The organism is Arthrobacter sp. NPDC093128 (assembly GCF_040683875.1).
GTDB lineage: Bacteria > Actinomycetota > Actinomycetes > Actinomycetales > Micrococcaceae > Arthrobacter.
In genome coordinates, this window is the sequence record NZ_JBFBEY010000020.1 from 22221 (window position 1) to 39895 (window position 17675).

The following is a 17675-nucleotide window of genomic DNA, read 5'->3' on the forward strand; positions in this document are numbered from 1 at the left end:
CGGACGTCAGCCCCGGTTCCAGCGGTACTCGTTCTCGGGCCTGCCCGGCGCGCCGTACCGGGCGGTCCGGGAGACGGTTCCGGCGTCAGCCAGGTATTCGAGGTAGCGCCGGGCGGTCACGCGGGACATCCCCAGGGAGTCCATCACCTCCGTGGCCGAAACTGCGTGCTGCTGCTGCTTCATGAACTCCTTCACGGCGTCGAGGGTCGACGTCGACAGGCCCTTGGGAAGCGGCAGCTCGCTCGGGGCCCGCAGGCTCGCGAAAGCCTGGTCAACGTCGCTCTGTGAGGCCCCGGACCTGGCCCCTCCCGAGCCGGCGCCAAGCTGCTCCCGGAACTGCTGGTAGCTGGCCAGCTTGTCCGCAAACGTGGCGAAGGTGAAGGGCTTGATGAGGTACTGGACAACGCCAATCGACACGGCGCTGCGCACGATGTTGAGTTCGCGAACGGCCGTAATGGCAATAATGTCGGCCAGCAGGCCTGAAGCCCGCATCCGCCGGGCAATGTCCAGGCCATGGAGATCGGGAAGGTTCATGTCCAGCAGGACCAGCTCCACCGGGTTGCCGGCGGCCGAGAATTCTGCCAGCAGACGCAGCGCCGATTGACCGTCGGGGGCCGTGCCGGCAAGCGAAAAGCCTTTGAGCCTCCCCACGTAGGCGCCGTGCGCCGCCGCTGCTACGGGTTCATCCTCAACGACGAGGACCCTGATATCGCTCATTAAAGCTCCTTGGTGGTGCCGGCTGTGGTGCCGGCTGTGGTGCCGGCCGGGGCGCCTGGTGCGGCGTCGGAGGCGGTGCCCGAACCGGTGCCTGAACCGGTGGCGGCGGGGAGGTGAATGTGGAAATGCGCCCCGCGGGGATTCGTGATGGTCATGGTGCCGCCGAGCCGGTGGACCGCCTGCCGCACCAGCGCCAGGCCGAGCCCCCGCCCGTACTTCCCGGGCGCCTTTGTGCTGAAACCGTATCGGAACACGTCGTCCACCGCATCGGGGTCGATTCCGCGGCCGGAGTCCTCCACGGTGATATCCACGCCCCGGACGCCCGTATCCACCGACAATTCGACCCACTTGGGGGCCGGGGCCTCGGCTGCTGCGTCAATGGCGTTGTCCAGCAGGTTGCCGAGGATGGTCACCAGGTCCTGCACGGCCACGCCGGCAGTCCCGGCCGTACTGTTTGCCTGCAGGCCAAGTTCGACGCCGCGCTCGTGCGCTTCTGCCGCCTTGCCCATGACGAGGGCGCTCAGGACCGGTTCCTCCATGGAGCCCACCATCTCGTCCGTGAGCTGCTGGCTGAGCTCCAGGTCCTTGGTGGCAAAATCCAAGGCTTCGTCCGCCCGCCCCAGTTCCATCAGCGAAACGATCGTGTGGAGCCGGTTCGCGTGCTCATGGGTCTGGGCCCGCAGGGCGTCGGAAAGAGTGCGCATGGTTTCCAGTTCGCTGCCCAGGGACTCGATCTCCGTACGGTCGCGGATGGTTGCGACCGTCCCAAACACCGCCGGGCGCTGCCGGCCGGCAGAGGATGCGGGTCCCACCGCAGGCCCCTGGTTGATCACCAGGACGCGGGGTCCGGCCAAATGGATTTCATCCAGCACGGTCCTCCCGGATTCGAACAGGTCCTTCAGGCTGGTTGCCAGCGGGAGGTCACTGATCAGGACGGCGTCGGCAGGGTCCACCCCCGAGGAGCGCGGGGCCAGCCCCAGGAGTTCCGCGGCCTTGTCGTTGTACATCACCACACGGCCCTTGGGATCGATGAGGATGACGCCTTCCCGGACGGAGTGCAGGACGGACTCGTAGTAGGCGAACAGCTGGGCGAGCTGTTCGGGCCCCCAGCCCCGGGTGACATTGCGCAGGTAGCGGCCCAGCAGCCAGGACGCCACTGAGCCTCCCACCAGGAGGGCAAACGCAATCGCCAGGATCGCCGGCAGCCGGCCGGCGAGAGCAACGTCCACTGTATTTACCGTCACTCCGGCGGCCACCAGGGCCTTCACGTTTCCCGATGCGTCCTTGACGGGTGCGATGGTCCGTACGGAAGGCCCCAGCGTGCCGGCCGTGATTTCGGTGAACACCTGGCCGTTCAGGGCGGCGTCAATGGATCCGATGTAGGGCTTGCCGAGTTCCTCGTTCCGCGGGTGGGTCCACCTGGTCCGGTCCGGAGCCATGATGGTGATGAAATCCGCGTCGGCGTCGCCCATGACATCCAGCGCGTAGGGCTGAAGCACGGCGGATGGGTTGGCCGACCCGGCGGCCTGCAGCACGAGGGGATTGTCGGCAATGGCCGTGGCAATGCCCGACATGCGCCGTCCTGCCTCGTTGTAGGCATGGTCCCGGGCATCAATGAAGGTGGCCGTCCCTACTGTTGCGGTCAGCGCGAGCATGAACAGCAAATGCGCCACGAACAGCCGGCGCGCAATGCTCCACCTATGCCTCATTCCAACCTTTCATGACCAATATGAACGCAACGGTGAGCCAGGTCACGCCATGCCCAATGATGGATATCACACCGGACGGACGTGAAGAGCCCAGAGAATGTGCCGCAACGTCTTCCAGATTATCCATAAGGAGACACATCATGGCTTCTCAACGAGGAGAGTCAACCGCGCCTGTAAAAGCAAAGCGCAAGGGACTCGACAAGTCGCACTACCTCTACATGGCCGTCATCGTCGCCGTCATCCTCGGTGCAGTGATCGGATTGCTGTTCCCGGAGGTCGGCAAGTCACTGAAACCGCTGGGCGACGGCTTCATCAAGCTGATCAAGATGATGATCGCCCCCATCATTTTCTGCACCATCGTGCTCGGCATCGGTTCCATCGCCAAGGCTGCCACCGTAGGCAAAGTCGGCGGCCTGGCCCTGGGCTACTTCATCCTGATGTCCACCTTCGCCCTGGCCATCGGCCTGGTCGTAGGCAACATCATCCACCCGGGCGAAGGGCTCAATCTGACCCCGTACGATCCCAACAAGAAGGCGGCCACGGACAGCACCGTCGACTTCCTGCTTGGCATCATCCCCAGCGACATTCCGGTGCTCCCCACACTCCTGGCTGCCATCCTGGTCGGCTTCGCCCTCCAGAAGATGGGCCCCCAGGGTGCACCCATCCTCAAAGCCATCGGGCACGGACAGGCACTGGTCTTCCGCATCCTCATCATGATCATGTGGCTTGCTCCCGTCGGCGCCTTCGGTGCGATCGCCGCCGTCGTTGGTGCCACCGGCTTCCAGGCAATCGTGAGCATGTTCACCCTTATGATCGCCTTCTACATCACCTGTGCACTGTTCATCGTCGTGATCCTTGGCGGACTGCTGCAGGTCGTGGCTGGGGTCAACATCTTCCGGCTCATGAAGTACCTGGCCCGGGAGTACCTGCTGATCTTCTCCACGTCTTCCTCCGAGGCCGCACTGCCCCGCCTGATCGCCAAGCTGGAACACCTGGGTGTCTCCAAGCCGGTTGTCGGCGTCACGGTTCCCACGGGCTACTCGTTCAACCTCGACGGAACCGCCATCTACCTGACCATGGCGTCGTTGTTCGTGGCCAACGCCATGGGCACCCCGCTGGACCTGGGCGCCCAGATTTCCCTGCTGGTCTTCATGATCATCGCTTCCAAGGGCGCCGCCGGTGTCACCGGCGCCGGCCTGGCAACCCTGGCGGCCGGCCTCCAGGCCCATGCACCGCAGCTGCTGGGCGGCGTGGGCATGATCGTCGGCATTGACCGGTTCATGTCCGAGGCCCGTGCCCTGACCAACTTCACCGGTAACGCGGTGGCCACGGTCCTGATCGGCACCTGGGTCAAGGAGATCGACGGCGGCCAGGTGGAGCGTGTCCTGTCCGGCGAAGAGCCCTTCGACGAGCAGACCATGATCGCCGGCCACCACCACGTCGCTGAACCGGAAGCTCCGGCCAAGCCGGTTGCCGCGAACGCCTGAGCCAGTACCTGAGCCGGAACCGAAACCGCCCGTGCAGGATCATCCTGCACGGGCGGTTTTTCGTGCCCGCGGCATCAACCTTCGACCTTTACCAGAAGGTAAAGGCTCAATCAAGGGCGCGTGTCAAGTTCCGTTGAATCACGGTTGCGGCGCTGTAACCTTGGGTGGAAGAACCATCGGCGCTGAACATTCAGCGGCAGGACATCAACGTCATCGAAAGTGTGGATAGATACGTGAGCAGCGAACAGGGTTCCGCAACTCTGGAAGGCACCGAACTCGACCTGGAAGACGCCGTTATGGGTCCCACCGGGCGCCCCTACCGCGAATTTCCCGAGCCTGCGCCGCTGTCGTCCCACGGCCCCGCCCGTGTGATCGCCATGGTGAACCAGAAGGGCGGAGTCGGTAAGACGACCTCAACCATCAATCTGGCCGCCGCGCTTGCCGAATACGGCCGCCGTGTCCTGCTGGTGGATTTCGACCCCCAGGGGGCGCTGTCCGCCGGTCTCGGGACGAATCCTCATGAACTGGACCTGACGGTCTACAACGTCCTGATGGACCGCAAAGTGGACATCCGCGACGCCATCCAGCACACCGGCGTCGAGAACGTTGACCTTTTGCCGGCCAACATCGACCTCTCCGCCGCGGAAGTGCAGCTGGTCAACGAGGTTGCGCGTGAACAGGTGCTGGACCGTGCCTTGAAGAAGGTCGAGGACGACTACGACGTCGTCCTGATCGACTGCCAGCCGTCGCTTGGCCTGTTGACGGTCAACGCCCTCACCGCCGCCCACGGCGTCATCATCCCGCTGATCTGCGAATTCTTTGCCCTGCGCGCAGTCGCGCTGCTGGTGGAAACCATCGACAAGGTCCAGGACCGGCTGAACCCCCGGCTGCAGGTGGACGGGGTGCTTGCCACGATGTACGACGCCCGCACACTGCACAGCCGCGAGGTCATCAGCAGGCTGGTGGAGGCGTTCGGGGACAAGGTCTTCGAGACCGTCATCAAGCGCTCCATTAAGTTTGCCGACGCCACAGTGGCCGCGGAACCGATCACCAGCTACGCCGCCACCCACATCGGTGCCGACGCCTACCGCCGCCTGGCCAAAGAGCTGATTTCGCGCGGCGGCGCGCCCTAGCCAAGGCTGTGGCACTGGCAGGCTCCCCGCTCGCTCCCAGCCGCCCCCAGGCACAGCCAGAGGCAGGGCCGCTGGCGGATTCTCCGGCAGGCCCGGCGGCGGAGCCGGCCAAAAAACCCGGCTTCGAAGTCAGGCTTGCCAACTTCACGGGTCCCTTTGACCTGCTGCTCGGCCTGATCACCAAGCACCAGCTGGACATTACGGAAGTGGCCCTGGCCACCGTGACCGATGAATTCATCAAGTACATCAAGAACCTGCAGCAGCTGGGCGAGGAATGGGCGCTCGATGAGGCCAGCGAATTCCTGGTGATCGCAGCCACCCTCCTGGACCTCAAGGCCGCCCGGCTCCTGCCGGCGGGCGAGGTCGAGGACGATGAGGACATCGCCTTGCTCGAGGCGCGGGACCTCCTCTTCGCCCGGTTGCTTCAATACAAGGCCTTCAAGCACGTGGCCGGACTGATCAATACCACCCTGGAGCTCGAAGCCCGCAGCTACCCCCGCCAGGTGGCCCTGGAAGGCCACTTCGCCGCGCTGCTGCCGGAACTGGTGTGGCGCCATACGCCGGGGCAGTTCGCTGCCTTGGCGGAAGCCGCCCTGAAACCCAGGGAAGCCGCCCCGACCCAGGTTGGCCTGGCACACCTCCACGGCGGCACCGTCAGCGTCAAGGAGCAGGCCGAAATCCTTGGACTGAAACTCCAGCAGGGAAGGCCGCTGTCCTTCCGGGCACTGATCGCCGACGCCGAGTCCACGCTCGTCGTCGTGGCCCGTTTCCTGGCCCTCCTGGAAATGTTCCGGGACAAGGTGGTTGCGTTCGACCAGCTCCTGCCGCTGGGCGACCTCACGGTGCACTGGACGGCAGCGGACGATGAGTGGAGCAGCCAACATCTCAGCGAGGAATACGAGGAACAGCCGTGAGCGCTACGTCGCCGGATCCAGCCACCAGCGGGGACGGGGAGAGCGGACTGAATGTGGCCGATCTCCCCGGCGGCGCACGCGCCGCCATCGAGGCAGTGTTGATGGTGATTGACCAGCCGGCCACCGCCACGGAGCTCGCCGCCGGGCTGAACCTGACGGTCGACGCCGTCGAGAAGCTGCTCGCGGAACTTCAGCGCGAGTATAACGGCTATACTGTTAATGCCCCGGACACGGACGTTGCCAGTACTGTGTGTATCAACACTGCTGGCCACAAATCCAGCCCCCGGGGTTTTGAATTGCGGAATATCGCCGGAGGCTGGCGCATCTATTCCCGCGCGGAGTTCGCCGATGTCGTCGGCGGGTTCGTGCTGGAAGGACAGACAGCCAGGCTGACGCAGGCGGCGTTGGAAACGCTCGCCGTCATCGCATACCGCCAGCCCGTATCAAGGGCCAGGGTGTCTGCAATTCGAGGAGTTAATGTTGACTCTGTCGTGCGGACGCTGCTGCAGCGGGGAATGATCGAAGACTCGGGAACCGATCCCGAGTCCGGAGCCATCCTTTACCGCACGACGTCTTATTTCCTGGAACGCATGGGAATCGGCTCGGTGGCTGAGTTGCCGCAGCTTTCACCCCATCTTCCGGGGCTTGAAGGCATCGAAGAGTTCTACGACGCCGGAAGAATGTAGGCAGTATCCCTGCCTGCGCACGAATATCCACCAGGGCGGACTTAATCCGCCCGGCTGGCCAGTGTTGTCGGGAGACAACCTCGCCGGCCAACATAACGAAGGACGGGTCATGACACAGGCGGGACGCCAGGGTTCACCACGTAACGGTTCGGGACGCAACAGCGCCGGACAAAGCAAAGCCGGACGCAATCCGGCACAGGGCGGCAGCCGTGCAGGCGGTGCCGGCTACAAGGGCGGCAGCGACCGTCCCTTCAAGCACCCCAAGCCTCGGGAAGAGGCCTTCATCGATCCGGACCTGCAGGGTCCGGCCGGTGAGTCGGCAGACCGCCCGGCATCCGGTGACTGGAAGCAGGGCAAGCCTGCAGCCCGGAAGCCCGGTTCACGCAAGCCCGGCGCCGGCAAGGCGCCCGGCACTCCCGGAGCCCTCAAGCCCAAGCCGCGGTCCGCTGCGGCCAAGACGTTCGGTACGCGCGCATTCGGTGGCGAACGGTTCGGCCAGAACCTCGGAGCCGTCCGCAAGCCTTCGCGCAAGCGCGGACCCCGGGGCGATGTTCCGCAGTCCGAAATGCACGATGCCGACGGCATCCGCCTGCAGAAGGTCATGGCCTCCGCCGGCGTCGCATCACGCCGCGTCTGCGAGGAAATGATCGCCGAAGGCCGCGTTGAAGTGGACGGCAAGGTGGTCACCGAACTCGGTGTCCGCGTCGATCCGAAGACTGCCGTGATCCACGTTGACGGCCTGCGCATCCAGCTGGACGAAAACATGGTCTACATGGTGTTCAACAAGCCCAAGGGCGTTGTGTCCACCATGGAGGATCCGGACGGCCGTCCGTGCATCAGCGATTTCGTCCGCAACAGCCACGGCGAACGCCTCTTCCACGTGGGACGCCTCGACGTCGCCACCGAGGGACTGCTGCTGTTGACCAACGACGGCGAACTCGCCAACCGTTTGACGCACCCGTCCTACGAGGTGCCCAAGACATACCTGGTCCAGGTCCGCGGCCCGTTCCCGCAGGGAATCGGCGCGCAGCTGAAGTCAGGCGTTGAACTCGAGGACGGATTCGCGTCGGTGGATTCGTTCAAGCTGGTGGACTCCACCCCGGGCCACGTGCTGATCGAGGTTGTGCTGCACTCCGGCAAGAACCGCATCGTACGCCGCCTCTTCGACGCCGTCGGCTTCCCTGTCCTGCGGCTCGTGCGGGTCAAGGTGGGCCCCATCGGCCTGGGAGACCAGCGCCAGGGGAGCATCCGCAACCTCGGCAAGCAGGAAGTCGGCCACCTGCTGGCATCCGTAGGGCTGTAGCGCATGTCAGCCTTTCGTACCCACGGCCGGGGGCACCTGAACGGCCCGGCGGTGGTTATCGGAACGGGACTGCTGGGAACGAGCATCGGCCTCGGGCTCCGGGGGCGCGGCGTGTCCGTGTTCCTGTCCGATCCGTCACCCACCAACCAGGCGGTCGCCGTTGACATCGGGGCAGGCCTTCCCTTGTCGCGCCTTGGCGACGAACAGCCTGAACTCGTTGTGGTCGCCGCGCCGCCGGACGTAACAGCTGACGTGGTGGAACGGTCGCTGGCCGACTACCCGGCCGCAACCGTCGTGGACATCGCCAGCGTCAAGGCCGGTATCCTGGCCGACCTGCGCGGTCGCGGCGTGGATCTTTCCCGCTACGTGGGGACGCATCCGATGGCCGGCCGGGAAAAGTCAGGACCTGTGGCGGCCCGTGGCGAACTCTTTACTTCCATGCCGTGGGTGGTGTGCCCGTCGGAGGAAACGTCGCCCGCCGCACTGGAGGCTGCCCGTGCCTTGGCGACGGACCTCGGTGCCATGGTCACCCAGTTCGGCGCCGAGGAACACGACCAGGCTGTGGCACTCGTGTCGCACCTTCCCCAGGTCATGTCCTCCCTCGTTGCCAGCCGGCTGCAGGGTACGCCCGTACACGCCTTGTCGCTTGCCGGCAACGGCCTGCGCGATGTCACGCGGATTGCGGCCAGCGATCCCACGCTGTGGGTCCAGATCCTTGGCGGCAACGCGGGGCAGTTGGTCGACATCCTGCACGGGGTCCGCGAGGACCTCAACCGGCTGATCGGTACCCTCGAAGATCCGACGGCACCGGGCGCCCGCCTTGACCTGGCACAGCTGATCAGCGAGGGTAATGCCGGGCAGTCCCGCATTCCGGGAAAGCACGGCGGCCCCCCGCAGGCGTACTCCTGGCTGACCGTCCTCGTGGACGACCGGCCGGGGCAGATCGCCCGCCTCCTGACGGAGATCGGCGAGATCGGTGTCAACCTCGAGGACCTGCGGCTGGACCATTCCTCCGGGCAGAATGTAGGAATGGTGGAACTGTCGGTTTTGCCCAACAAGCATGATCTGCTGATCGAAGCACTCAACGACCGTGGATGGCGGGTACTGCAGTAATGACACAGGAACTCATCGATACCGTACCCATGCTCCGCCAAGGCAGGCCGTTGGTTGTTGCCATCGACGGCCCTTCGGGGTCCGGAAAATCAAGCGTCAGCCGCGAAGTGGCACGCCGCCTGCGCCTCGCCTACCTGGACACGGGCGCCATGTATCGTGCCCTGACCTGGTACTGCCTGCAGCAGGGCATTGACCTGAACGATGCCGCCGCCATCGAGCAGGCCTCCGAAGACCTGCCGCTGGAAGTCAGCACCACCCCGAACGAGGAATACGTACGGGTCGGTGGAACAGACGTCACCCTGGCCATCCGGGAACCGGCCATCTCCTCGGCCGTCAGTGCCATCGCCACCACTCTCGGTGCGCGGAAGGAACTGGTGCGCCGGCAGCGTGAGCTGATCGAGGTCCACCACCGCCGCATCGTGGTGGAAGGACGCGACATCACGACCGTCGTCGCGCCCGGCGCAGAAGTCCGCATGCTGCTGACTGCCAGCGAGGAGGCCAGGCTTCGCCGCCGGGGCGTCCAGCTTGGCGGCACGCAGAGCGCAGAACAGCTGGCTGCCCAGGTCACCCAGCGCGATGCCAAGGACTCCACCGTGGTGAACTTCACCACAGCGGCGGACGGCGTTGTCACCTTGGATTCTTCGGATCTGGACTTCGACGGCACAGTTGACGCGGCCCTGGGCATAGTCAACAAGGTCGTTAATCGTGACTGACGCCGAAGGGCACCTGCCCCGCCCGTTCCCCGGGGGCGCTTCCGTCCTTCCGGGCGCCTGGACCATGGCCTGGAGCCGGCCCGTCGGCTGGTTCCTCGACCACGTCGTCTACCGGACAACTGTCCACGGACGGGAGAACGTTCCAACCGCGGGTCCCGTGATCTTCGCGGGGAACCACATCAGTTTCCTGGACGGGCCGGTGATGTTCGGCGCCTCACCGCGTCCCATGCACATCCTGGTCAAGAAGGAAATGTTCAAGGGTTTCCTGGGGCAGGTTCTCAAGGCCTCGGGCCAGCTGCCGGTGGACCGGTCCGGTGACCGCGCCGCACTGCAGATAAGCAAGTGCGCGCTCGACGCCGGCCGCTGCGTCGGTATCCTCCCGGAAGGAACCCGGGGGAGCGGCGAGGCATCCACCATCAACAACGGGGTGGCCTGGCTCGCGCTCAACTCGGGTGCGACGGTGGTTCCGGTTGCCATCCTGGGCACCAGGATCGCCGGCGAGCACCTCGACGCAGTTCCCCGGCCCGGCCGGAGACTGCACGTCAGTTTCGGCGAGGCCGTAGCAGTGGGCCGCAGGCCCGGCGAGACAGGCCGTGTTTCAATGGACAGGGCGGGAAACGAGATCCGCGCTGCTCTGGCACGGCATGTCCAGCAAACGATTCAACTCAGCGGGCAGCCTTTGCCCGGCGCGGATTCCCCGCAAGAACGTCATGAAGAAGTAGCCGGGACGCCGGCAGATCACCACTAAGGAAAGTGCAATGAGCGATACGACTCAAGCCTCCGGCAAATTTGGCGCCGGCGAAGACGAATACACGCCCACCGGCACGGACCAGGTGGCAGAGCATCTTGCTGCCCTGGACGATGACGAGGCCGAGCGTCGTGCTGCCTCCCTCCGGGCAGGCCTGGACGACTACGATCTGGACGAGGAAGACGCCGCCCTCCTGAGCGGCGAATATGACGACCACGACTTCGACGGCCCGGTCAAACTGGATCCCGTCCTGGCGATCATCGGCCGGCCCAACGTGGGTAAGTCCACCCTGGTGAACCGTATCCTCGGACGCCGCGAAGCCGTCGTGGAGGACACCCCCGGCGTCACGCGTGACCGTGTTATGTACTCGGCCACCTGGAACGGGCGGAACTTCACCGTCGTCGACACCGGCGGCTGGGAGCACGATGCCCGCGGCATCCACGCCCGCGTAGCCGAACAGGCCGAGATGGCCGTGGAGCTTGCCGACGCCGTGCTGTTCGTCGTTGACTCCGCCGTCGGCGCCACCGCCACGGACGAAGCCGTTGTGAAGATGCTCCGCAAGAGCAAGAAACCGGTCATCATGGTGGCCAACAAGGTGGACGACTTTGCCCAGGAAGCCGATTCGGCAACCCTGTGGGGCCTCGGCTTCGGCGAACCGTACCCGGTGTCCGCACTGCACGGCCGGGGCGTCGCCGACCTCCTGGACCACGTCATGGACACCCTGCCTGAGTTCTCCACCATTGAAGGCCTGGAGCGCTCCGGCGGTCCGCGCCGCATCGCCCTGATCGGGCGTCCCAACGTGGGCAAGTCGTCGCTGCTGAACAAGCTGGCCGGCTCCGAGCGCGTTGTGGTGGACAACACCGCCGGCACCACGCGTGACCCGGTCGATGAGTTCATCGAGCTCGGCGGGCGCACCTGGCGCTTCGTGGATACCGCTGGCATCCGCCGCCGCCAGCACATGGCACAGGGCGCTGACTTCTACGCCTCGCTCCGTACCCAGAGCGCCCTGGAAAAGGCGGAGGTCGCCGTCGTGCTCCTGGCCGTGGATGAAGTGCTCAGCGAGCAGGACGTCCGCATCTTGCAGCTTGCCATCGAATCCGGCCGAGCGCTGGTTCTCGCATTCAACAAATGGGACCTGCTGGACGACGAACGACGCACTTACCTCGAGCGTGAAATTGAGCAGGACCTGGCTCACGTGGCCTGGGCTCCGCGTGTAAACATTTCGGCGCTGACCGGCTGGCATAAGGACCGTTTGGTTCCTGCCTTGGATACGGCACTGGAAAGCTGGGACAAGCGCATCCCCACCGGCCGCCTGAACGCGTTCCTCGGCGAACTGGTGGCGGCTCACCCGCACCCGGTCCGCGGCGGCAAGCAGCCCCGCATCCTCTTCGGCACCCAGGCTTCCAGCCGTCCGCCCAAGTTTGTGCTCTTCACCACCGGTTTCCTGGATCCGGGATACCGTCGTTTCATCACCCGGCGCCTCCGCGAAACCTTCGGTTTCGAGGGCACACCCATTGAGGTCAACATGCGTGTCCGCGAAAAGCGGGGCAAGAAGCGTTAATTCCGACACACCCTTGCCCGTGACACCCACAAAGTGTCACGAGCACCCTCCGGAATCGTGTAAGCTTTTGGAGGTGGTTCGGCCGGACTGCTGAGGTGAAAATCCCGGGGAAACCCGAGAGTAAACCGAGGCGGAGAACGGCGGAACTAACGGGCTGTAGCGCAGCTTGGTAGCGCACTTGACTGGGGGTCAAGGGGTCGCAGGTTCAAATCCTGTCAGCCCGACCAAAGAAACCGCTCCACCGCAGGGAAGAATCCCGGCGGCGGGGCGGTTTTTCTTTGTGCCGGTTTTTGCCGCCCGTGCCTTTGTGCGGCGCTACTTCAGGAAACGCGAGGTCCGCCGGTCGGCCAGGATCTTCCCTCCGGTCTGGCATGTAGGGCAGTACTGCAGGGCACTGTCGGCAAAAGACACTTCCCGGACCGTGTCCCCGCAGACGGGGCAGGGCTGCCCGGTCCGGCCGTGGACCCGCATGGTGCTCCGCTTTGCATCCTTCAGTTCGTTGGGCGCCTTGCCGACGGCGTCCGTTACGGCCGCACCCAGGACACTGTGAACGGCGTCGTACAGGACGCGGACAGTGTCCGGATCCAACGACTTTGCGATGGCGAAGGGCGAGATCCGGGCAGCGTGCAGGATTTCGTCGCTGTAGGCGTTGCCGATCCCCGCGATCACCCCCTGATTGCGTAACAGTCCCTTAATCTGCTGGGTGCTGGCGGAAAGAATTCCGGCGAACGCACCCAGCCCGAACGAATCGCCCAACGGGTCGGGACCCAGGCTGGCGACCCCCGGGATATCCGCCGGATCCCTGACCACGTAGAGCGCAAGACTCTTCTTGGTGCCGGCCTCGGTCAGGTCGATTCCGAGATGGGTTTCGCCGCTGTCGGTTTCCGGGCTGTTCCTGGCGAATTCCAGCCGCGCGGCGATATACCCCTTGCCCCGCGGCAGTACGGCATTCGAGGGCGATTCCGTGTACCGCAGCCAGCCGGCCTTGGCGAGATGGAACGCCAGGTAGATTCCGCCGGTATCCAGGATGATGAACTTCCCCTGGCGCTGGACGTCGGTGATGGTCCGGCCTTCCAACGCCGTGTACGGCGGGTCCGCCGTCTTGAGGACCGCAAACGAGACGATCTGGATTTTCGTCAGCACGGCTCCGCGAAGCTGGGTGCCCAGGAAAGCGCTCAGCCCGGCCACTTCGGGAAGTTCTGGCATGTCACCACTGTGCCACAAGGGTCCGACGGGGCGCTCCCTGCCGCGGCAGTTGATATGCATATACTTTCAGCGGCGGCTTGTTCTGCAGACCTCCGATGACATTGCTGATTGACCGATATTCCTGGTTGACCCGATGAAAGGCCCCTGATGAGCAACATTCCCGAAGACCTGTCCTACACTGCCGAACACGAGTGGGTTACCGCGCCGAACGCTGACGGCGTGGTGCGCGTCGGCATCACCGATTTTGCCCAGGACGCGCTGGGTGACGTCGTCTACGCCCAGATGCCCGAAGTCGGCACGAAGGTAACCGCGAATGACGTCGTGGGCGAGGTGGAGTCCACTAAGAGCGTGAGCGACATTTATGCTCCCGTGACTGGAGAAATCGTTGCCCGCAATGAAGCGCTGGACACCGATTCGGCGCTCATTAACAGCGATCCCTACGGCGAGGGCTGGCTGATTGAAGTCAAGCTTGCAGAGGCTGATGCAGTGGAGTCCCTGCTCAGTGCATCGGAGTACGAACAACAGGTAGGCTAAAGACAACTGGCATGGCGGTCCGGCTGTTAAGCAATTAACAGCCGGACGACACGCCGATTACCGGATCAGCCAGGCTTTTCCGGAGGGTACGCGTTGTTTGCAGGGGGACATCTGCAACGGAAGAGGAGGAATCCATGGTTGGTCACGAGAAGAACCACAGCAGTGGTGATTACGGCACGGGCGGAGTGAAGGCTTCGGAGACCACCTCGATCCACCTCACGCCAATCCGTGACGAGCCGATCATTGAGCCCAGGCTGTCCCGGGAGGAACGGGTTGCCGTCGAGGCGCTTCCGTTCGGTTCGGCACTCCTGGTTGCCCACAGCGGACCCAATGCGGGCGCGCGTTTCCTGCTGGACTCGGACGTCACCACGGCCGGCCGCCACCCGGACGCGGACATCTTCCTTGACGACGTCACCGTGTCCCGCCGCCACGTCGAATTCCGCCGGACTGCCCGCAGCTTCGAGGTCGTTGACACCGGCAGCCTCAACGGCACCTACGTCAACCACGACCGTGTGGACAGCGTGGAACTCAAATCCGGAAATGAAGTCCAGATCGGCAAGTTCCGGCTCACTTTCTACCTCAGCCCTGCCCGCGCAGCAGGCAACGTCTGATCCCGGGGTAGTTGCCTGTGGCACTGGCACAACCGGAACGGCGCGGACCCCAGGTCCTGAACATCGGGGAAGTACTCGCGCAGCTGAGCGACGACTTTCCCGGAATGACTGCGTCCAAAATCAGGTTCCTTGAAGAAAAGGGCCTGATTAACCCGCAACGCACGCCCGCCGGCTACCGGCAGTACGCGGACACCGATGTTGAGCGGCTTCGATTCGTCCTTGCCCTCCAGCGGGACCAGTATCTTCCGCTGAAGGTCATCAAGGACTATCTGGACGCCATTGACCGCGGCGAACGCCCGGAGAACCTGCCGCCCGGCGTCACGGTGTCGCCCCGGATCGTTTCCGACGAGCTCGCTACCGAACTCCAGAACAAAGTGCGCAGGCTGAGCGAGGACCAATTGCGGGCCGAGTCCGGCGCCAGTGTGCCGCTCCTGCAGTCCCTGCTGGACTTCGGCCTGATCGGCCACGTCAACGGGAAGTTCGACGAGCACGCCCTGCAGGTGGCACGCGCGTGCGTGCAGTTGGAAAGCCACGGCCTCGAACCCCGCCACCTTCGGCCGTTCCAGGCCGCCGCGGAACGGGAGTTCGGGCTGGTGGAGCGGGCCGTCGCGCCGCTGACCTCCCGCAAGGACGCTGCATCCCATGCCCGGGCCGCTGAGGCAGCCCGGGAAATCAGTGATCTGTGCCTGACGCTGCACCGTGCCCTGGTGCAGGACCGTATATCGCGAATGGACATCTGATGATTGAAGTGGAGATCGTGGGCGTGAGGATCGAGCTGCCCTCGAACCAGCCGCTGGTGCTGCTGCGGGAGATCCACGGAGAAAGGCACGTGCCCATCTGGATCGGCACCCCCGAGGCCAGTGCGATTGCGCTGGCCCAGCAGGGAGTGGTGCCGCCGCGGCCCATGACACACGACCTTCTGATCGACGTCGTCGAGTCGCTGGGCCACTCGATCGTCAGCGTGAACATCGTTGCTGTTGAAGACAACATCTTCTACGGCCAGCTGCAGTTTGAAGACGGCACCACCGTGAGTTCCCGGGCCTCTGACGCCCTGGCCCTGGCGTTGCGGGCCAAATGCCGCATCTGGTGCGCGGACTCGGTCATGGATGAAGCCGGTGTCCGGATTACCGAGCACGACGAAGGCGAGGACACCGAGCCCCCCACCGTGGACGAGGAGCGCGAACTGCGGCGCTTCCGGGAGTTCCTGGACGACGTTGAACCGGAAGACTTCGACGGCTGAGACCACATTAAGGTTGAAGTTGAAGCTGAAAGTTTCGACACGCCCCTGAAATGGGCCAACGTCTTTGACCTTGGGGCGTGGCAGGCCTAACGTCGAAGGTATCAAGTTCCCATTGCATACAACAGCCGCGCAAGTCACACTGGAATGTGCAGCCCCGGCTGAATTACACGGATGAATTTCAAATCTGTGATCGCTGTTGCTGCGACTTCCTTAGGGGAGCATACGACGAGGAGGGTCCACGTGAGTCCGAAAGGCGAAGCAGGCGAGCTAAAGCAGGCTTCAACGGCAGGCGTAGCCCTGCCGGCGAGTGGTGCCCAGGGCCTCCTCTTCACGGAAGACCTCCCCGTCCTGGACGAGGACGCAGGCTACCGCGGACCGACCGCCTGCAAGGCCGCAGGCATCACCTACCGCCAGCTCGACTACTGGGCCCGCACGGGTCTCGTTGAGCCGGCCGTGCGCGGTGCCGCCGGCTCCGGCTCGCAGCGTCTCTACGGGTTCCGCGACATTCTGGTGTTGAAAGTGGTCAAGCGGCTCCTGGATACCGGTGTCTCGCTGCAGCAGATCCGTTCTGCGGTGGAGCATCTGCGCGAACGTGGCGTTGAAGACCTCGCCCAGATCACCCTGATGAGCGACGGCGCAAGCGTTTACGAGTGCACGTCCGCGGATGAGGTCATCGATCTGGTCCAGGGCGGCCAGGGCGTCTTCGGGATTGCCGTCGGCCGCGTGTGGCGCGAAGTGGAAGGCAGCCTCGCGGCGCTTCCCAGCGAGCATGCCGTCGAGCAGTCCTTCCCGGATGATGAACTCAGCAAGCGCAGGGCCGCCCGCAAGATCGGCTGACCGGAGAAGCCTGGCTGGATGTCAGGTCAACACGGGACCAACAGAAAAGGCCGCCTTCCATCAGGAAGGCGGCCTTTTCTGCGCTTTGACGTCCGGAACCCGGAAGCGCGCTACCGCAGGCTGCGTTCCCGGGCTGCCCCAGTGGAATCCACACCGTTGGAGGCCAGGAGGTTGTCGAGCAGTGTGTTGAACAGGCTGGCGGCGTTCTTGGCCGAATCACCCGGCCAGTGATGAACAGAATGGGCGGCGCCCTGGATCTGCTGCCAGTTTGCCTGCTCCGGAATGTGCGGGGTCAGCAGCAGTTCACCGAACATGGACTGCATCTCGGCCAGGCGGAAGGCGTGCTCGGACGAACCGGTGCGGACACGGTTCGCGATGATCCCGGCGGGGGAGAGGTTCGGGGCAAATTCCTGGCGGAAGAGCTGGATGGCGCGCATGGTGCGCTCCGTGCCGGCCACCGAAAACAATCCCGGTTCGGCAACGAGGGCCACCTTGCTGCTGGCCGACCATGCCATCCGGGTCAGGCCGTTCAGCGAGGGCGGGCAGTCGACCAGGATCAGCTGGTACTTATCGGTGCCAGCCAGGACTGCCGAAAGCCTGCGCAGGTCCCGGCGGCCGAGGTCCGGGCGGTCGTAAATCCCGGTGTATGCGGAACCGAGGGCCACGTCCAGGACGGCGGGCCGGGCTCCGTTGTAGTTTTCGCGGGCCACCCAGCTGCTCGTGACGACGTTCTCCGCCAGGCGGGCCCGGCGCGGTGACTTGAGCATCCTGCCGATATCCAGTTGGTCATCGGGCTGGACGCCCAGTGCGGTGCTGGCGTCCGCATGGGGATCAAGGTCCACCACGAGAGTGGGGATGCCGGCGGCCAGGGCCGCAGATGCCAATCCGGTGGTGACGGAAGTTTTGCCGACCCCGCCTTTGAGGCTGCTGATGCTGACTACTTGCACTTGAAAAACCAATACCTAACGCCGGTTGCCGTGTTGGGGTAGTGCCGGCTCCGGCTTGCCCGGAGCGGAGGGCGGGCTTGCGCCACCCCCAACTCATCATATGTTGCCGCGCCCGTGAATCCCGTTTCATTGGGCGTGTGTGCGGCGCATCCGGCGGGACCCCGACGGCCGCTACCACCCCGGCGTGCCTATTCCCGCCCGCATGACGGATAATTC

At 64.7% G+C, this 17675-nt stretch carries 18 protein-coding genes and 1 tRNA gene; 15 read left to right on the top strand and 4 right to left on the bottom strand.

Annotated features, from left to right (window positions below; genetic code table 11):
- Positions 1–6: 6 nt before the first annotated feature.
- Together AB0N24_RS20910 and AB0N24_RS20915 are read right to left on the bottom strand one after the other, a co-directional pair.
- The gene (locus AB0N24_RS20910) at positions 7–717 is read right to left on the bottom strand and encodes a response regulator (protein ID WP_364128535.1); all 711 of its coding nucleotides are present in this window, start codon (positions 715–717) and stop codon (positions 7–9) included.
- Positions 717–2426 carry a sensor histidine kinase gene (locus AB0N24_RS20915; RefSeq protein ID WP_364128538.1) on the bottom strand — a complete coding sequence of 570 codons (1710 nt, stop codon included), beginning with the start codon at positions 2424–2426 and terminating at the stop codon, positions 717–719. The genes AB0N24_RS20910 and AB0N24_RS20915 overlap by 1 nt, the downstream gene beginning before the upstream one ends.
- A 140-nt stretch (positions 2427–2566) precedes the next feature.
- On the opposite strand from AB0N24_RS20915, the gene AB0N24_RS20920 reads away from it, so the two are divergent.
- The 10 genes from AB0N24_RS20920 (at position 2567) to AB0N24_RS20965 (ending at position 12311) form a co-directional block, all read left to right on the top strand.
- Complete coding sequence (locus tag AB0N24_RS20920; RefSeq protein ID WP_364128541.1) at positions 2567–3913, top strand: cation:dicarboxylase symporter family transporter; 1347 nt, start codon at positions 2567–2569, stop codon at positions 3911–3913.
- Positions 3914–4146: 233 nt separating this feature from the next.
- Complete coding sequence (locus tag AB0N24_RS20925) at positions 4147–5046, top strand: AAA family ATPase (RefSeq protein WP_364128689.1); 900 nt, start codon at positions 4147–4149, stop codon at positions 5044–5046.
- A gap of 71 nt (positions 5047–5117) precedes the next feature.
- Entirely contained in the window at positions 5118–5960 is an 843-nt protein-coding gene (locus tag AB0N24_RS20930; RefSeq protein ID WP_364128692.1) for a ScpA family protein, read from the top strand.
- A gap of 101 nt (positions 5961–6061) precedes the next feature.
- Positions 6062–6646, top strand: coding sequence for an SMC-Scp complex subunit ScpB (locus AB0N24_RS20935; RefSeq protein WP_364128694.1), 585 nt, complete (start codon positions 6062–6064; stop codon positions 6644–6646).
- A gap of 109 nt (positions 6647–6755) precedes the next feature.
- On the top strand, positions 6756–7949 hold the full coding sequence (locus tag AB0N24_RS20940) for a pseudouridine synthase (protein ID WP_364128544.1): 1194 nt from the start codon (positions 6756–6758) through the stop codon (positions 7947–7949).
- 3 nt (positions 7950–7952) lie between these two features.
- Entirely contained in the window at positions 7953–9062 is a 1110-nt protein-coding gene (locus AB0N24_RS20945; protein WP_364128547.1) for a prephenate dehydrogenase, read from the top strand.
- Positions 9062–9775 carry a (d)CMP kinase gene (cmk, locus tag AB0N24_RS20950; protein ID WP_364128550.1) on the top strand — a complete coding sequence of 238 codons (714 nt, stop codon included), beginning with the start codon at positions 9062–9064 and terminating at the stop codon, positions 9773–9775. Before AB0N24_RS20945 ends, cmk begins: the two co-directional genes overlap by 1 nt.
- A 64-nt stretch (positions 9776–9839) precedes the next feature.
- On the top strand, positions 9840–10523 hold the full coding sequence (locus AB0N24_RS20955) for a lysophospholipid acyltransferase family protein (protein ID WP_364128696.1): 684 nt from the start codon (positions 9840–9842) through the stop codon (positions 10521–10523).
- Between the two features lie 10 nt (positions 10524–10533).
- On the top strand, positions 10534–12084 hold the full coding sequence (gene der / locus AB0N24_RS20960) for a ribosome biogenesis GTPase Der (RefSeq protein ID WP_364128553.1): 1551 nt from the start codon (positions 10534–10536) through the stop codon (positions 12082–12084).
- A gap of 150 nt (positions 12085–12234) precedes the next feature.
- A tRNA-Pro gene (locus AB0N24_RS20965) sits at positions 12235–12311 on the top strand.
- Positions 12312–12399: 88 nt separating this feature from the next.
- Here the strand turns inward: AB0N24_RS20965 and AB0N24_RS20970 are convergent.
- Positions 12400–13290 carry a DNA-formamidopyrimidine glycosylase family protein gene (locus tag AB0N24_RS20970; RefSeq protein ID WP_364128556.1) on the bottom strand — a complete coding sequence of 297 codons (891 nt, stop codon included), beginning with the start codon at positions 13288–13290 and terminating at the stop codon, positions 12400–12402.
- A gap of 147 nt (positions 13291–13437) precedes the next feature.
- Here AB0N24_RS20970 and gcvH point away from each other — a divergent pair, with 147 nt between their 5' ends.
- The 5 genes from gcvH to AB0N24_RS20995 all read left to right on the top strand — a co-directional run bounded on the left by gcvH (position 13438) and on the right by AB0N24_RS20995 (position 16512).
- Entirely contained in the window at positions 13438–13824 is a 387-nt protein-coding gene (gcvH, locus tag AB0N24_RS20975; RefSeq protein WP_104175459.1) for a glycine cleavage system protein GcvH, read from the top strand.
- A 134-nt stretch (positions 13825–13958) separates the two neighbouring features.
- Positions 13959–14435 carry an FHA domain-containing protein gene (locus AB0N24_RS20980; RefSeq protein WP_104175460.1) on the top strand — a complete coding sequence of 159 codons (477 nt, stop codon included), beginning with the start codon at positions 13959–13961 and terminating at the stop codon, positions 14433–14435.
- A gap of 23 nt (positions 14436–14458) precedes the next feature.
- Complete coding sequence (locus tag AB0N24_RS20985) at positions 14459–15175, top strand: MerR family transcriptional regulator (protein WP_214955041.1); 717 nt, start codon at positions 14459–14461, stop codon at positions 15173–15175.
- On the top strand, positions 15175–15675 hold the full coding sequence (locus AB0N24_RS20990; RefSeq protein WP_364128560.1) for a bifunctional nuclease family protein: 501 nt from the start codon (positions 15175–15177) through the stop codon (positions 15673–15675). The genes AB0N24_RS20985 and AB0N24_RS20990 overlap by 1 nt, the downstream gene beginning before the upstream one ends.
- A 240-nt stretch (positions 15676–15915) precedes the next feature.
- Positions 15916–16512 carry a MerR family transcriptional regulator gene (locus AB0N24_RS20995; RefSeq protein ID WP_307050961.1) on the top strand — a complete coding sequence of 199 codons (597 nt, stop codon included), beginning with the start codon at positions 15916–15918 and terminating at the stop codon, positions 16510–16512.
- A gap of 110 nt (positions 16513–16622) precedes the next feature.
- Here AB0N24_RS20995 and AB0N24_RS21000 read toward each other — a convergent pair whose 3' ends face one another.
- Positions 16623–17459, bottom strand: coding sequence for a ParA family protein (locus AB0N24_RS21000; RefSeq protein ID WP_364128563.1), 837 nt, complete (start codon positions 17457–17459; stop codon positions 16623–16625).
- Between the last annotated feature and the right edge of the window lie 216 nt (positions 17460–17675).

Coding starts and splice junctions, on each gene's coding strand:
- AB0N24_RS20910 (WP_364128535.1), bottom strand. CDS start 717: ATGAGCGATATCAGGGTCCTCGTCGTTGAGGATGAACCCGTAGCAGCG.
- der (WP_364128553.1), top strand. CDS start 10,534: ATGAGCGATACGACTCAAGCCTCCGGCAAATTTGGCGCCGGCGAAGAC.
- gcvH (WP_104175459.1), top strand. CDS start 13,438: ATGAGCAACATTCCCGAAGACCTGTCCTACACTGCCGAACACGAGTGG.
- AB0N24_RS20945 (WP_364128547.1), top strand. CDS start 7,953: ATGTCAGCCTTTCGTACCCACGGCCGGGGGCACCTGAACGGCCCGGCG.
- AB0N24_RS20920 (WP_364128541.1), top strand. CDS start 2,567: ATGGCTTCTCAACGAGGAGAGTCAACCGCGCCTGTAAAAGCAAAGCGC.
- AB0N24_RS20980 (WP_104175460.1), top strand. CDS start 13,959: ATGGTTGGTCACGAGAAGAACCACAGCAGTGGTGATTACGGCACGGGC.
- AB0N24_RS20990 (WP_364128560.1), top strand. CDS start 15,175: ATGATTGAAGTGGAGATCGTGGGCGTGAGGATCGAGCTGCCCTCGAAC.
- AB0N24_RS20955 (WP_364128696.1), top strand. CDS start 9,840: ATGGCCTGGAGCCGGCCCGTCGGCTGGTTCCTCGACCACGTCGTCTAC.
- AB0N24_RS20915 (WP_364128538.1), bottom strand. CDS start 2,426: ATGAGGCATAGGTGGAGCATTGCGCGCCGGCTGTTCGTGGCGCATTTG.
- AB0N24_RS20940 (WP_364128544.1), top strand. CDS start 6,756: ATGACACAGGCGGGACGCCAGGGTTCACCACGTAACGGTTCGGGACGC.
- AB0N24_RS20970 (WP_364128556.1), bottom strand. CDS start 13,290: ATGCCAGAACTTCCCGAAGTGGCCGGGCTGAGCGCTTTCCTGGGCACC.
- AB0N24_RS20935 (WP_364128694.1), top strand. CDS start 6,062: ATGGTGATTGACCAGCCGGCCACCGCCACGGAGCTCGCCGCCGGGCTG.
- cmk (WP_364128550.1), top strand. CDS start 9,062: ATGACACAGGAACTCATCGATACCGTACCCATGCTCCGCCAAGGCAGG.